12 protein-coding genes are annotated in these 15,182 nt (G+C 74.7%); 10 read left to right on the top strand and 2 right to left on the bottom strand.

Features of this window, described 5'->3' with window-relative positions:
• Window positions 1–272 precede the first annotated feature (272 nt).
• The 3 genes from E2C05_RS06255 (at window position 273) to E2C05_RS06245 (ending at window position 3,413) form a co-directional block, all read left to right on the top strand.
• Window positions 273–1,376, top strand: a complete 1,104-nt coding sequence (locus tag E2C05_RS06255; RefSeq protein ID WP_133218748.1) for an amidohydrolase family protein — start codon at window positions 273–275, stop codon at window positions 1,374–1,376.
• Window positions 1,377–1,641: 265 nt separating this feature from the next.
• Entirely contained in the window at window positions 1,642–2,511 is an 870-nt protein-coding gene (locus E2C05_RS06250) for an oxygenase MpaB family protein (protein WP_133218751.1), read from the top strand.
• 278 nt (window positions 2,512–2,789) lie between these two features.
• A complete protein-coding gene (locus tag E2C05_RS06245; protein WP_133218747.1) occupies window positions 2,790–3,413 on the top strand; it encodes a LysE family translocator in 624 nt (207 codons plus the stop codon).
• On the opposite strand, the gene E2C05_RS06240 is transcribed toward E2C05_RS06245, so the two are convergent.
• Window positions 3,414–5,186 carry an aminopeptidase P family protein gene (locus E2C05_RS06240; RefSeq protein ID WP_133218746.1) on the bottom strand — a complete coding sequence of 591 codons (1,773 nt, stop codon included), beginning with the start codon at window positions 5,184–5,186 and terminating at the stop codon, window positions 3,414–3,416.
• A 259-nt stretch (window positions 5,187–5,445) separates the two neighbouring features.
• Here E2C05_RS06240 and E2C05_RS06235 point away from each other — a divergent pair, with 259 nt between their 5' ends.
• The 6 genes from E2C05_RS06235 to E2C05_RS06210 all read left to right on the top strand — a co-directional run bounded on the left by E2C05_RS06235 (window position 5,446) and on the right by E2C05_RS06210 (window position 12,151).
• A complete protein-coding gene (locus tag E2C05_RS06235) occupies window positions 5,446–5,796 on the top strand; it encodes a DUF1127 domain-containing protein (protein WP_133218745.1) in 351 nt (116 codons plus the stop codon).
• Window positions 5,797–6,159: 363 nt separating this feature from the next.
• A complete protein-coding gene (locus E2C05_RS06230; protein ID WP_158291975.1) occupies window positions 6,160–7,353 on the top strand; it encodes an MFS transporter in 1,194 nt (397 codons plus the stop codon).
• 407 nt (window positions 7,354–7,760) lie between these two features.
• Complete coding sequence (locus E2C05_RS06225) at window positions 7,761–9,581, top strand: flavin-containing monooxygenase (RefSeq protein ID WP_200305505.1); 1,821 nt, start codon at window positions 7,761–7,763, stop codon at window positions 9,579–9,581.
• 64 nt (window positions 9,582–9,645) lie between these two features.
• Window positions 9,646–10,800: an acyl-CoA dehydrogenase family protein gene (locus E2C05_RS06220; protein ID WP_133218743.1), complete on the top strand. Its 1,155-nt coding sequence runs from the start codon at window positions 9,646–9,648 to the stop codon at window positions 10,798–10,800.
• A gap of 2 nt (window positions 10,801–10,802) precedes the next feature.
• On the top strand, window positions 10,803–11,555 hold the full coding sequence (locus E2C05_RS06215) for a PIG-L deacetylase family protein (protein WP_133218742.1): 753 nt from the start codon (window positions 10,803–10,805) through the stop codon (window positions 11,553–11,555).
• Complete coding sequence (locus tag E2C05_RS06210; RefSeq protein WP_133218741.1) at window positions 11,552–12,151, top strand: SAM-dependent methyltransferase; 600 nt, start codon at window positions 11,552–11,554, stop codon at window positions 12,149–12,151. Before E2C05_RS06215 ends, E2C05_RS06210 begins: the two co-directional genes overlap by 4 nt.
• Here E2C05_RS06210 and E2C05_RS06205 read toward each other — a convergent pair.
• A complete protein-coding gene (locus E2C05_RS06205) occupies window positions 12,078–13,229 on the bottom strand; it encodes a glycosyltransferase (protein ID WP_205082736.1) in 1,152 nt (383 codons plus the stop codon). The two genes, E2C05_RS06210 and E2C05_RS06205, sit on opposite strands and share 74 nt — an antisense overlap.
• Window positions 13,230–13,546: 317 nt before the next feature.
• Here E2C05_RS06205 and E2C05_RS06200 point away from each other — a divergent pair, with 317 nt between their 5' ends.
• Window positions 13,547–15,175, top strand: a complete 1,629-nt coding sequence (locus tag E2C05_RS06200; RefSeq protein WP_158291973.1) for an ABC transporter substrate-binding protein — start codon at window positions 13,547–13,549, stop codon at window positions 15,173–15,175.
• The last annotated feature ends 7 nt before the right edge of the window (window positions 15,176–15,182 follow it).

The raw sequence follows: 15,182 nt of genomic DNA, 5'->3' as shown, positions 1-15,182 counted from the left end.
GAGAGGCGCATGGCGCCATGCTGGCGGGCCGCCGCCAGGCGTGGCGCCGCGCCCGCGACCGGGCCGGCGCCACGGCGCGATCCGACGGTCTTTCTCCGCCGCGGCGCCGCGCGGCGACCGCCGGCTCGGCGCTGCAACCGGGGTCATCCGCGTACGCGTCCGGCGCCGCGCCCGACCGGGGCGGGCGCCGCAGGCGGACGATTGGGGTTTGCATTGGCCGCGCCGGCGCGCCAGCCTTCCCGTCAAGCACAAGACAGGAAGGGAGATCGTCCATGCCATCCCGCAGGCAATTCCTCGGCGCCGCCAGCGGCGTGCTGTTCTGCAGCTGCGGCCTGCTCGACGCCGCCGATGCCCAGGCGCAGTCCCAGGGGCAGGGCCAGCGCCGCCGCGGCTTCGAGGCCGTGGCGGTCAACGGCAAGTCCGTGAAGACCATCGACGTGCACGCGCATTGCGCCTTCGAGGCGACGCTGCCGCTGCTCAACAACGACCGCTCCGTGCTGCTGAACAATGTCCGCGGCGCGGAGGAGGTGTTCATCTCGCTCGAGCAGCGCTTCGCCGCCATGGATGCGCAGCGCGTGGACATGGAAGTGCTGTCGGTCAACCCCTTCTGGTACCGGCGGGACCGCGACAACGCGGCGCAGATCGTCAAGGTGCAGAACGAGAAGATGGCGGAGCTCTGCGCCGCGCATCCCGACCGCTTCGCCGGATTCGCCTCCCTCACGCTGCAGGATCCGCAGTTGGCGGTGCAGGAACTGACCACGGCGATGCAGCGCCAGGGCCTGAAGGGCGCGGCCATCGGCGGCAATGTCGGGGACTGGGAGTTCTCCGACCCGCGCTTCCACCCGGTCTGGCAGAAGGCCGAGGAGCTGGGCGCGGTGCTGTTCATCCACCCGCAGGGCGTGCCGCAGCTGGCGCAGCGCTTCCGCGGCAATGGCTGGCTGGCGAATGCCATCGGCAATCCGCTGGATACCACCATCGCGCTGTCGCAGCTGATCTTCCAGGGCACGCTGGACCGCTTTCCCGGCCTGAAGATCCTGGCCGCGCATGGCGGCGGCTTCCTGCCTTCCTATGCCGACCGGTCGGACCATGCCTGCACCGTGGCACCGGCCAATTGCGACCCGAATGTCCAGCTGAAGAAGAAGCCGACCGAGTACCTGCGGCAGATCTGGTTCGACAGCCTGATCTTCACGCCGTCGGCGATCCGCCACCTGCAGCAGCAGGTCGGCGCCTCGCAGATCGTGCTGGGCAGCGACTACCCCTACCCCTGGGCGCTGAAGCCGGTGGACCACATCATGGCCAGCGACTCGCTGAACGACGAGCAGAAGCTGGACGTGCTGGGCCGCACCGCCGCGAAGGTGCTGCGGCTGGAAGGCTGAGCGCGGCACGCGGGCGTCCCGGGGGCCGCGCCTCGGCCGCCAGGGCGCCCCGCGTTGCGACCCACCCGGCGCCCCGCCCGGCGACCCGGCCGGCCAGGAAGGGCATGGCTCGCCCGGCGCACCGCCATGCCGGCGATGGCCACGGAGCCGGGGAATGCCGCCGGCAATAGGCCGGCATCGGCGGAACGGATGCTTGACCCGGCCCCGCCCAGGGCCACCTGAGAGTCATGATTTGCAACGCTTTTCCGGCGCCGGCGGCCGGCTGATGGCCTATCCCGCCGCCGCCTCCGCCGGCAGCCTTGGCGACCTGCTGGCCCGGCCCGTCAAGCAGGCCATCGCCGGCCAGGTCGTCGCCCTGTTCAACGACCGCAGCCGCGGGGAGCGGCCGGTGCAGCGCCGCACGGACGGGCTGTTCGGCCCACGCGCCGTCGCCTGGCGGGTGCATGGCGACGTGGTCTCCATGATGGTCGGCGGCATCGCCGGGCTGATGCTGCAGATGCTCTACCCGCCGGTGCTGGCCGGCGTCTGGGACCATTCCCGCTTCCGCCACGATTTGGCGGGCCGGCTGCGCCGCACCGCCCGCTTCATCGCGCTGACCACCTATGGCAGCCGGGAGGAGGCCGAGGCGTCCATCGCCAGGGTGCGGGCCATCCACGACCATGTCCGCGGCACGCTGCCGGACGGCACGCCCTATGCCGCCAACGACCCGGAACTGCTGGCCTGGGTGCATGTGGCGGAGGCGACGACCTTCCTCGAGGGCTGGATCCGCTATGGCGAGCCCGGCATGTCGGGCGCCGACCGCGACCGCTACTTCGCCGAGATGGCGGTGGTCGGGGAGATGCTGGGGGCCGACCCGCTGCCGCGCAGCAGGGCGGAGGCGCGCGCCATCCTGCACGGCTTCCGCCCGAAGCTGCTGGTCGACCACCGGGTGCGGGAGACGGCGCGGGTGCTGCTGACCCGCCGCGCCGACAGCCCCTGGCAGGAGCCCCTGCAGCGCCTGACGCAGGAGGCCGGGCTGGACCTGCTGCCGGGCTGGGCGCGGCGGATGCACGGCCTGCCGCCGCGGCTGGGCGTGCCGCTGCTGCGCGCCGGCACGCTCGGCGTGGCCAGCACGCTGCGCTGGGCCTTCCGGTGACGCCGCGGGCCTGACTGGCCGCTGCCTGCCATGCGCCGCGGCCCGATGGGCCCGGTGCCGGCGGACCGACGGCCCGGGACCCGACCGCGAAAATCGCGCCCAGGGACGTTGCGGCGACCGCAGGCGCAACGGAACGATCCAGCTATCGGCATGGCGGCCGGGCGGCACGAGACGCCTCTTCGGGAGCTGTGACGGAAGCCGGGCGCATCAACGGCGGTGATGCGTTAGATCAGGATTTTGCGTTTCCCTGATGACCGGCATCACGGCATGCGTCGCGCATGCCGCTCGATCCCTCCCTGCTCCTCGCCTATGCCCTCGCCTCCCTGGTGCTGATCGTCACGCCGGGGCCGGACATGGCCTTCGTGCTGGGCCAGACGCTCGCCGGCGGCGCCCGCCGGGGCTGGGCGGCGACGGCCGGCGTCTATACCGGCGTGCTCTGCCATGTGGCCCTGGCGGCGCTCGGGCTGTCCGCCCTGCTGGCCGCGGCGCCGGGGCTGTTCCGTGCCATCCAGCTTCTCGGCGCCGCCTATCTGCTGTGGCTGGGGGTCGCGGCGGTACGGGCGGCGCTGCGTCCCGCGGCGGGCGGCGCAGGGGCGCCGCCGCTCTCCCCCGCGGCGGCCTGGCGGCAGGGGACGGTGACCAACCTGCTCAACCCCAAGGTCGGCCTGTTCTTCGTGGCCTTCCTGCCGCAATTCGTCGATCCGGGCCGGGCGCCCGCCGCCCTCCAGATGGTGCTGCTGGGCGTCCTGATGCCGCTGCTCGCCCTGCCCTTCTACGCGCTGCTGATCGGCGCCGCCGCCCGCATCGCCCGCAGCCTGGCCCATGCCCGCCGCTGGCTGGACGGCGCCTCCGGCACCGTCTTCCTGCTGCTCGGCGCCCGGCTGCTGCTGGGCGCGCGCTGATCAGCCGAGCGGGGCGCAGGCCGCCGCAAGCCAGGTCCGGGTGGCCGCGTCGCAAAGCGGCCCGACCTCCGCCAACACTCGCGCCTGGTAGGCATCCACCCAGGCCCGCTCGGCCGGCGAGAGAAGCGCTGCCTCGATCAGCCGCCGGTCATAGGGCGCCAGGGTCACGGTCTCGAATTCCAGGAAGGGCTTCACCTGGTCGGGCCGGGCCTCCGCCTCCCGCACCAGGAGGAGGTTCTCGATCCGGATGCCGTATTGCCCCGGCAGGTAGTAGCCCGGCTCGTTCGACAGGATCATTCCTGGCGCCAGCGGCACCGGCTTGGCGGCGCGGCTGAAGGCCGCCGGCCCCTCATGCACCGACAGGAAGCTGCCGACGCCATGGCCGGTGCCGTGGTCGTAGTCCAACCCGGCCTCCCACAGGGCGCGGCGGGCGAAGGCGTCCAGATGCGGCCCGGCGACGCCCTTGGGGAAGCGCAGCACCGAGAGCGCGACATGGCCCTGCAGCACCCGCGTGTAGCGTTCCCGCAGCAGGGCCGGCGCCGGGCCCGGCCCGGTCCAGAGGGTGCGGGTGACGTCGGTGGTGCCGTCCAGGTACTGGCCGCCGCTGTCGATCAGGTAGCACTCGTCCGGCCGGATCGGCCGGTCGCTCTCCGGCGTGGCGCGGTAATGGATGACCGCGCCATGCTCGCCGGCGCCGCTGATGGCCGGGAAGCTCTCCGCCTTGAACAGCGGCACCGCTTGGCGAAATTCCAGCAGCCGGTCGGCGGCACTCATCTCCGTCTCCCGCCCCGTCGGCGCCGCCTGGGCGAACCAGGCGAGGAAGCGCGCCAGCGCCACCGCATCCCGGCGGTGGGCGCTGCGGGCGCCCTCCTGCTCCACGGCATTCTTGCAGGCGCGCGGCAGCCGCACCGGGTCGTCGCCGGCGGTGATGCTGGCGCCGGCGGCGCGCAGCGTCTCGGCGAACCAGGCCGGCGTCGCCTCCGGGTCCACCCGCACCGTCTTGCCGGCCAAGTCGCGCAGCGCGCCTGGCAGGGCGTCCCGCGGGCGGACCGTGACGGCATTGCCGAGATGCGCGCGGGTCTCCGCCGGGACCTTCCCCGGCTCCATGAACAGCTCGGCCGTCGCATCCGCCCGCAGCAGGCCGAAGCCGAGGGCGAGCGGGGTATGCGCCAGGTCGCCGCCGCGGATGTTGAACAGCCAGGCGATGGAGTGGCTGTCGGCCAGCACCGCGGCATCCTCCCCCGCCTCCCGCAGCGCCCTGGCGGCGGCGAGGCGCTTGTCCTCCGCCGTGGCGCCGGCATGGTCCAGGGCATGTGGCACCGCCGGCGCGGCGGGCGGCGCCGGGCGGCCGCGCCAGATTGCGTCCACCGGGTTGGCCGGCAGCGGCACCAGGGTCACGCCGGCGGGTTCCAGCCGCTTCAGCGCCGCCTCCGGGTGCAGCCAGGGGTCGTAGCCGATGCGCCGGCCCGCCGCGTGCTCCTTCAGCCACTCCGCCGCCGGCTGATCGACGATGTGCCGCAGTTCCCACAGCGCCGGGTCGAGCTGCTGCTGCGCCTGGGTGGTGTAGCGGCCATCGGTGAACAGCGCGGCGCGGTCGGCCAGCACCACGGCGAGGCCGGCGCTGCCGGTGAAGCCGGTGAGCCAGGCCAGCCGCTCGCCGGAAGGCGGGACATATTCGCCGAGATGCTCGTCCGCCCGCGGCACCAGCACGCCCTGCACCCCGGCCCGGTCGAGTTCGGCGCGCAGCGCGGCAAGGCGTTCGGCGGGCGTCATGGGCGGTTCCTCGAGGCTCGGGGCGATTGGAGGGCGGTGGGAGGGAGTCTCGCCGGAATCGCCGGGTGGCGGAAGCGGGACAAGAGCTTAATCAAAAATGCGCATATCCACAGAGATCCATGTCACGCAAGCATGGCTCCGTCCGTCGCTTCGCAGGCCAAATGCTGCAGGCGCGAACCTATGTTGCATCTGCGAAGGCGGCGACCCGCCGCCCACCGTGCCGGGCGACCCCGGCAGATGCTGATTGGATGTCACTCCCATGGATGCCCGTCTGACCCGGGCGGAGGCCGCCTACCTCCTCCCGCTCCCCGTCTCCCCCGCGCTCGAGCGCGCCCGTGCCCTGCGGCTGGAAGCGGCGGCCGCCTACCAGGCCGGCCTGACCGAGGGCGCGCGCCAGCTCCTCGCCCGGCTGGGCGACGCGCTGTTCGGCTGGGCCGCCCGGGCCCGCGCCCGCGCCGAGCTCGGCGCGCTGACCGACCGCGAGCTGGCCGATATCGGCCTGAGCCGCGGCGAGATCGAGCGTGCCGTCGCGGTGGCCAAGCCGGCCCCGGCTGCCACGTCCCGGCCGACGCGCCGCCCCGCGTCCGTGCCGATGCCGCGCCCGGCCTGAGCCACCGCCGCACCGGGCTCCCGCGGGGCTCCCGCGCCTGGGGAGTCCGCCGGCTGGCGCTACGGCCCAGTCTGGGCGGCGCGCCGCACCGGCTCCGGGCGCCCGACCCACCTGGCGCGTGCTGACCGGCGGCCGCGCAGGCCCCGCCCTGCTTGGGGTGTTGGGGTGCCTGCCCCAGCGCCGGCAATCGGTGCTCCGGGTCCCGGCGTCCGGCCTGGCCTGACCGGGGCGCCGCGCCCCTCCATCTCCTCCCGGCCGGCGGTGACGCGGTTGCCGCCGCCGTTCGAGATACCCCGCCCGGGCATGGCAGGGTCGGCGTGCGACGCGCTTGCGGGACGCTTGCGCTTTCTTCCTGATGGCAGGATGCGCCCCGCCATCTGGACCGTCGTCGCCGCGGCCGCCGCCTCCATCAGCCTCGCGCTGGGGATGCGGCAGACCTTCGGCCTCTTCCTCCTGCCGCTCTCGGCCGAGGCCGGCATCTCCCCCGCCGTGCTCGGCACCGCGGTCGCCATCCACAACCTGGTCTGGGGCCTGTCCCAGCCGGTCAGCGGCGCCATCGCCGATCGCTGGGGCGCCGGCCGGGTGATGGCCGGCGGCGCCCTGCTGCTGGCGGCCGGGCTCGGCCTGCCGGCGCTCTGGCCCACCGCCACCGCGATCCTGTTCGGCATCGGCGTCCTCACCGGCATCGGCGTATCCTGCTGCGGCACCGGCGCGGCGCTGGCCGCGGTCGGCCGCGCCGTGCCGCCGGAGAAGCGCGGCGAGATGATCGGCCTCGCCTCGGCCGGCGGCTCGCTCGGCCAGGCGGCCATGGTGCCGCTGGCGCAGAGCCTGATCGGCAGCGTCGGCGCCGTCGCCACCCTCGGCATCCTGGCGCTCAGCCTGCTGGTCATCCTGCCGATCTCCCGCAGCATCGAATGGGGCGCGCCGCGGCAGGTGGCGGGGCAGCGCTCCACCGGCCTGGCCGGGCTGCCGGCCCTGGCGCGGCAGGCCCTGGCCGACCGCGACTTCGCCCTGCTGACCGCCGGCTTCTTCGCCTGCGGCTTCCAGCTCGCCTTCCTGACCATGCACCTGCCCAGCCATATCGCGCTCTGCGGGCTGCCCATCGGGCTGGGTGCCACGGCGCTGATGACGGTCGGGCTGTTCAACATCCCGGGCAGCTGGCTCTGCGGCAAGGTGAGCAGCCATGTGCGGCCGGAACTGGCGCTGGGCTGGATCTACCTGCTGCGCACCATCGCCATCGCCTGCTTCGCTTTCTCGACGCCGACCTATGCGGGGACGGTGGTCTTCGCCGCGGTGATGGGCTTCGTCTGGCTCGGCACCATCCCGCTGACCAGCGCCGCCATCGCCCGCCGCTTCGGCGTCGCCGATCTCGGCGCGCTGTATGGCGTCTGCTTCCTCAGCCACCAGGTCGGTGGGTTCCTCGGCGCCGCCGCCGGCGCGGTGCTGCTGGAGACGGCGGGCAGCTATCAGGCCTTCTGGCCGCTGATGATCGCGGTGGGCATCGCGGCGAGCGCGATGAACTGGGCGGTGCGGCCGCCCCGCACCGCCATGGCCTGAGCCGCCGCGGCCAAGCCATGCGGGCCGGCGCCGGCGCGCCCGGTGGCCTTGGTCCCGGCAGGCCCCGCGGCACCGATCCGGGGTCCTGCCGCGGCGAACCCGGGCGCGGGCTGCGCGGTTACCCGTACGGCGCCCTCCCCCGGGCCACACGCACCGAGCCACACTCGCCGGGCCGCACTCACCCGGTCACACTCACGGGGCCACACGCACCGGGTCGCCATCGCCATGGCGCGGCCGGCGCCGTGCCGGCAGGCTGGCGTCGGAGCGCCGGCGCCGGGGACACCGGCCCGGCCCGGGGGCGGGGCGCCGCGCGCGTGGCGCCAGCCGCGCGCGCAGGATCGGCGTGACAACCGCGCCCGGCGCGGGATCATGCTGCCGGCGGCAAGCCAGGGCGACGGACCGGCGGCATGACCGGGACGCGGACACGGGAGGCGGTGATGGACGAGATCGACGAGTCGCTGCAGGAGTATGAGCGCGCCGCCTGGGCCCGGCGGGCCGCCACGACCTGGCTGCAGGCCTTCGAGGCGGCGCTGGCATCCCGCGATGCGGCCCGGATCGGCGCCCTGTTCCACGCCGACTCGCATTGGCGGGACGTGCTCGCCTTCACCTGGACCTATGCCTCGGCCGCCGGGCGGGACGCCATCGCCGCCCGCCTCGCGGCCGGGCAGGCGACGACGGCGGCGCGGGGCTTCCACCTGCCGCCGGGCCGCCGGCCGCCGCGCCAGGTCACCCGCCTCGGCACCCCGAGCATTGAGGCGATTTTCGCATTCGCCACCGCCGAGGGCCGCGGCGCCGGCCTCCTCCGCCTCTCGCCGGCCGAGAACGGGGAGGGCATGCAGGCCTGGCTGCTCTCCACCACGCTGGAGGCGCTGGAGGGCCACGAGGAGAGGATCGGCGCCAACCGGCCGTCCGGCGCCGCCTATTCCCGCAATTTCGGCGGCGACAACTGGGCCGACATGCGCCGGAAGGCCGCGGCCTATGAGGACCGGGAGCCGGCGGTCCTCGTCATCGGCGCGGCGCAGGCCGGCCTGTCCATCGCCGCGCGGCTCAACCAGCTCGGCGTCGACACGCTGGTCGTCGAGCAATGGCCGCGGATCGGCGACAGCTGGCGGCGGCGCTACCACTCGCTCGCGCTGCACAACTCCATCCACCTCAACCACCTGCCCTACATGGAATTCCCGCCGACCTGGCCGAAATACATCCCGAAGGACATGCTGGGGAACTGGTTCGAGTTCTACGCCGATGCCATGGAGATCAACTGCTGGACCGGCACGGAATTCACCCGCGGCGCCTGGGACGAGGACACCAGGTCCTGGACCGCCTGGCTGAAGCGGGCCGACGGGTCGGAACGCGTGGTGCGGCCGCGGCACCTGGTCTTCGCCAACGGCGTCAGCAGCTACCCGATGGTCCCGGACCTGCCCGGGCTCGACGAATTCGCCGGCCAGGTCATCCATTCCGAGGGCTTCGACAGCGGCGCCGCCTGGGCGGGCAAGCGGGCGCTGATCCTCGGCACCGGCAGCAGCGCCAACGACATCGCGCTCGACCTGCACAGCCATGGCGTGCACACGACGCTCATCCAGCGCGGCTCCACCACCGTCGTCTCCATCGACCCGAGCGCCCGGCTGAACGAGGCGGTCTGGGACGAGGGCGGGCTGCTGGAGGATTGCGACCTCATCGTCTCCTCCGCCCCGCCGCCGCTGATCGTCCGGAACTACAGGGCGGTCGCGCAGCGGATGCAGGAGCTGGACCGGGAGATGATCGATGGCCTCAGGCGCATCGGCTTCAAGCACGACATGGGGGAGGACCAGGCCGGCCACCAGATGAAGTATTTCCGCCGCGGCGGCGGCTACAACCTCGATGCCGGCAGCTCCGCCCTGCTGATCAAGGGCGAGCTGGGCCTGCTGCAATACGACCGGATCGAGCGCTTCACCGCCGCCGGCGCGCGGCTGACGGATGGCACGGTGGTGCCGGCCGATCTGATCGTGCTCGCCACCGGCTACTACCCGCAGCAGGAGCTGGTGCGCCGGGCGCTGGGCGACGCGATGGCGGCGCGCATCGGGCCGGTCTGGGGCCTCGGCGAGGATGGCGAGCTGAACAACATGTATCGCCGCACGCCGCAGCAGGGCGCCTGGTTCATCGCCGGCGGCCTGTCGCAATGCCGGATCAACTCGAAATACTTGGCGCTGCAGATCAAGGCGATGGAGCTGGGGCGGCTGGGCCCGGCCTGACGCCGCCGCCGGGCATCGGGGCCGGGCGCGCAACCATCGGCGCGCGGCGCCGTTGCCGCCGCGCATGTCCCTCATCCGTCCCCTGCCTTCCGCACCGCCCGCCGCCGCCCCGGACCACCTGGCGGCGCTGCGCGGCCTCCTGCCCGGCATCGCCGCGCGCGCCGCGGCGCGTGACGCCGATGGCGCCTTCCCGGCGGAGGAGGTGGCGGCGCTGCACGGGATCGGGCTGCTCGCCGCGCCGCTGCCCGCAGCGCTGGGCGGCGACGGGCTGGGCACGGCGCCGGAGGGCGCCGCCGCGCTCTGCACGGCGCTGCGGCTGATCGGCCGCGCCAGCCTGCCGCTCGGCCGGCTCTGGGAAGGGCATGTCAATGCGCTGCGGCTGGTGCTGGCGCATGGCGATGCGGGCCAGCGCGCCGCCGCGGCGCGGGATGCGCGGGCCGGCCGGCTCTTCGCGGTCTGGAACACCGGCGCGCCGGGCGAGCCGCCGCTGCGGCTGGAACGCGGGCCCGGCGGCGTCCGCCTGCTGGGCCGCAAGGTGCTGTGCTCGGGCGCCGGCCATGTCGAGCGTGCCCTGGTCACCGCCATCGAGGACGCGGACGCGCCGGCCCGCCTGGTGCTGGTGCCGCTGGCGGTGGGCGAGCGCGCGGACCTCTCCGGCTGGACGGCCCAGGGCATGCGCGCCTCGGCCAGCGGGGCGGTGGAGTTCACCGGGCTGGCGCTGCCCGAGGCGGCGCTGATCGGGAAGCCGGGCGCCTATGAGACGCCGCCCGACTTCGCCGCCGGGGCCTGGCGCTTCGCCGCGGTGCAGGCCGGCGGGGTGGAGGCGCTGGTCGAGGCGCTGCGCGACCACCTGCGCCGCCTCGGCCGCGGCGGCGATCCCATCCAGGCGATGCGGCTGGGCGAGGCGGCCATGCAGGCCGAGGCCGCGCGGCTCTGGGCCGAGGCGGCTGCGCAACGCGCCGAGGCGGCGGATGCCGGTGATGCGGCGGTCGCCTTCGTCGGCCTGGCCCGCATCGCGGTGGAGCGGGCGGCCATGGAGGCGCTGGCGCTGGCGGAGCGGGCCATCGGTCTGCCCGCCTTCCTGCGGCCGCACCCGGCCGAGCGGATCGCCCGCGACCTGTCGACCTATCTCCGACAGCCGGGGCCGGACCGGGCGCTGGCCGGCGCCGCCGCGCATGTCCTGGCCGCGCCCGCCGCGGTCGGCGATCTCTGGCGCTAGCGATGGATGCCGCCGCCTTCCTGCGCGCCGCCGAGGCGCTGCCCGGGACCGACGACCCGCGCGCCGTGCTCGGGCCGGGCGGCGCGCTGGTGCTGGCGCCGCATCCGGACGACGAATCCATCGGCTGCGGCGGGCTGATCGCCGCCGCTGCGGCCGCCGGCCTGCCGGTGCGGGTGGTGGTGGTCAGCGACGGCACCGGCTCGCATCCCGGGGTGGCGCCGGACCGCCTGCGGGCGGTTCGGGAGACGGAGACGCTGGCCGCCGCCGCGGCGCTCGGCCTGCCGCCCGACGCGGTGCGCTTCCTCCGGCTGCGCGACACGGCGGTGCCGGAAGCCGGCCCGGCGTTCGACCGCGCGGTGGCGGCGGTGCTGGCCCTGGCCGCGCCGCCGCCCGGCGCCATCCTCTGCACCTGGCGGCACGACCCGCATGGCGACCACCGGGCGAGCTTCGCCCTGGCCGCGGCGGTGGTGCGGCGGCTGCCCGGGACGCGGCTGCTGGCCTACCCGGTCTGGGGCTGGGCCTATGCCTATCCCCTGCCCGGTTTCCCCCTGCCCGGTTCGGCCGACCTGTCCGGCCCGCCGCGCGGCCACCGCTTCGGCATCGCCGCCGTGCTGGAGGCCAAGCGCCGGGCCATCGCCGCGCATCGCTCGCAGCACAGCGACACGCTGGGCGACCCCGGCGCCTTCCAGTTGCCGCCCGCCGCCCTGGCCCTGGCGGCGCGCGACTTCGAGGTGCTGCTGGAGGAGACGCCGTGACCCGCCGCGCCGAAGCGAGCCTGCCGCGCGACTATTTCGAGGCGCTCTATGCCGCCGACCCCGATCCCTGGCGCTTCGCCAGCAGCGACTACGAGCGGGCGAAATACGCCGCCACCCTCGCCGCCCTGCCGCGGCCGCGCTACCGGCGCGCGCTGGAGGTCGGCTGCTCCATCGGCGTGCTGACCGCGCAGCTTGCCGCGCGCTGCGACAGCCTGTTGGCCATCGACATCGCCGAGGCGGCGCTTGCCGCCGCCCGCGCCCGCTGCGCCGGCCGGCCCGGCCTGGACTTCCGGCGCATGGCGGTGCCGGGGGACTGGCCGGAGGGCAGCTTCGACCTGATCCTGCTCTCGGAGGTCGCCTACTATCTCGACGCCACGGACCTGGCGCGGCTGGCGACCCGCGTCGCCGCCGCGCTGACGCCGGGGGGCGAGGCGCTGCTGGTCCACTGGATCGGCGAAACCGATTATCCGCTCTCGGGCGATGCGGCGACGGAGCGCTTCCTCGCCGCCGCCGGCCTGCCCGTCATCCGGCAGGAACGGGCGTCGCAATACCGGCTGGACCTGCTGCACCGGCCTGCGGACGCGATCGCTCGCTGACCCGAAGGGCGCCGAGCAGCAGGGTTGCCACCGCGATCTCCCGCGGCAGGTCCCCGGGCAGGACGGGCCGCCGGCGCAGCGCCGGGGTCGCCGCCTGCAGCGCCTCCCAGGCCAGGCCGAAGCTGGGCGCCAGCAGGATGTGCCGCATGGCGTCGGCCGGGATGCCGAGAGCCAGCCGGAGCCGCAGCGGGTCGCCGGCGCGCGGCAGCCCGGCACGGAGGCGGCGCAGCGCCCGCCGCGCGCGGCCGCGCAGCCAAGCCCGGTGCGCCGGCTCCAGCCGTGCATCCACCGGCGCCCGTGGGTCGGCCAGCCGCCGCCGCAGCGTCTCCGCCATGCCGCCGCCCGCCCGCCCGTCCAGCCGGCAGGAGACGACGACGCGCGCCGCATCGGTGTGGCGGATGCGGGCATCCTGGCGACGGAGCGCGGCGAAGAGCGCCCGGTCCTCCCCCTCCGGCACCGCCGGGACGCCGCCCACCGCGCGATAGGCGCCGAGGCGCAGCGCGATCGAGGCGCCGGATTCGGTGCCATGCCCCCCCGGGTCGTGCGGCAGCGGGTCGAGCCCGGCGGCCAGCGCGTCCAGCAGCGCGGCATAGCGCCCTTCCAGCGCCTCCCGCCGCCGCAGCGCCGGCGGCAGGCGCTCGGCCTCGGCCGGATCCGGCCGGATGCTGCCGGCGACCGCATCCGCCCCGGCGGCGATCGCCGCCAGGTTGGCGGCGAGCCAGCCGGGCTCCGGCCGGGCATCGGCATCGGTACAGAGCAGGACGCCGTCCGGCGCATCGCCGAGCAGCGCGGCGGCCGCATCCATGGCGGCGCCGCGGGCGCCTCCGGCATGCGACAGCGCCGGCGGCAGCCCGGCCTCCAGCACCAGCAGCGGCAGGGCCAGGCGCGGCGCCATGGCCCGCGCGACCGTGGCGGTGCCGTCGCGGCAGTTGTTGGCCAGGACGAGGATTGCGGTGCCGGGTGGCCGCACCGCGGTGCCCGGCAATTCCGCGGCAAGCGCGGCCAGGCAGTCCGGCAGCCGGGCAGCCTCGTCGCGGGCGGGGATGGCGACCACGGTCCGCAGCGCGGCCCCCCGCATGGCGGAGCGGACGGCAAGCGCCGCATGCGGCGAGATCATCGAGCGGCGTGCGGGCGATTCATCGTCCGGACAGAACAGGCAAGCCGATCCGGGCGTTCCCGTTGCCGGTCCGGGCCATTGCCGGCCGGCGATCACAGTGTCGGGCGCCGGGACGCGCCTTGGCCGGGCGATGCCGCGGCGAACCAATTCCGGGCATGCATATCTGGCCGCCGGCGCTGTTGCCCCGCCGCGCGGGGGCCATTCCACTCGGCATCGTTTGGGTCCCATACTTCCACCCCGCCGGCGGGCGGCGTCCCGGCGGCCAAGCGGGAGGGATCATGGCGGAGCGTGAACGGGTCGGGATCGGCCGGCGCCACCTCATCGGCGGCCAGGCCGCGCTGTTCGGCACGCTGCTGGCCGGGGCCAGGCCGGCCGCCGCGCAGAATGCAGCCCGGCGCGGCACGCTGGTCATCGGGCTCGACATCAGCGACCCGACCTCGCTCGATCCCGCCCGGGTCTACCAGTACACCAACCCGCTGCCGACCCATGCGGCCTATGACTCGCTGGTGACCTTCGCGCCGGGCGACTACATCACCATCCGGCCGCAGCTGGCGACCGAATGGGCCTGGCAGCCGGACGGCAAGACGCTGCGGTTCAAGCTGCGCCAGGGCGTGCGCTTCCCCTCCGGACGCACCATGACGGCCGAGGATGTGCAGTTCGGCCTGCGCCGCGTCCTCAACATCAAGGACCAGCCGGCGCAGTATGTCGGGCACATCGCCCGGGTGACGGCGGTGGATGCCGCGACGCTCGACATCGAGCTGTCGGATCCCTCGCAGCCGCTGCTGACCATCCTCGCCGCGCCGGAATTCGTCGCCATGGACCGCGCGCTGGTCGTTGAGCATGGCGGCACCGACGCGCCGGACGCGAAGGACACCGACAAGGCGACGGACTGGCTGAATGCCAATTCCGCCGGCACCGGGCCCTATCGCCTGGTCGGCTGGCAGCGCAACCAGCAGATCCAGATGGTGCGCAACCCGAATTACTGGAAAGGCACCCCTGGCTATGACCGCGTGCTGATCCGGCACATGGGCGAGAGCGCGGCGCAGCTGCTGGCGATCCAGCGCGGCGACATCGACGTCGCCTTCAACCTGCTGCCGGAGCAGCTGGACACGCTGAAGGACAATCCGGCGATCGAGGTGAAGGGCGCCACCAGCCTCGACTTCATCTACATGGCCGTCGTCGCCAGCCCGGACAATCCGGCGCTGCAGACGAAGGCGGCGCGGCAGGCGATCGGCCATGCCATCGACTATGACGGGATCATAAAGAACCTGATCGGCGGCGCCGCGGTGCGGCCGACCAGCTTCCTGCCGGTCGGCGTCAACGGCTCGACCGAGGCGCTGACCAGGGAGATCGGCTTCCGCGAGGATCTGCCGCGCGCCCGAGCGCTGCTAGCCGAGGCCGGGCTGCCGCAGGGCTTCAGCTTCCAGCTCGCCTACGGCAACGCCGCCATCGCCGGCGTGCCCTATCAGAGCCTCGCGCAGAAGATCCAGGCCGACCTCGCCCGCGTCGGCATCCGGGTCGAGCTGGCGCCGATGGACCAGGTGAACATGCGCACCCTGTTTCTCGGCGGCAAGCTGCAGGCGACGCTGACCTTCTGGAACCCGCCGGCGCCGGAGAACCTGCTCTGGGCCGCGGCGACGGTGGACCGCGTGGCGAAGCGGGTGCATTGGGACGTCCCGCCCGATGCGCCGATCCGCAAGCTGATCGCCGCCGCCGCGGCGGAGCGCGACCTGGCGAAGGCAGCGACGTTGTGGCGGCAGTACCAGGAGATGATGGTGGACCAGGCCAACCACTTCGTCCTGATCCAGCCGGTCTATCGCGTGGCGGTCCGCCGCAGCGTCGCCGGGCTGGACCTGACGGCGGCCGGCTGGATGGTGGAGCTGGACGGCGCGAAGCCGGCGGGCTGAGCGCCGC

The organism is Paracraurococcus ruber (assembly GCF_004353985.1).
In the GTDB taxonomy this organism is placed as follows: domain Bacteria; phylum Pseudomonadota; class Alphaproteobacteria; order Acetobacterales; family Acetobacteraceae; genus Paracraurococcus; species Paracraurococcus ruber.
Note: the sequence above shows the minus strand (reverse complement) of the source record. Positions and strands in the feature narration are given on the sequence as shown.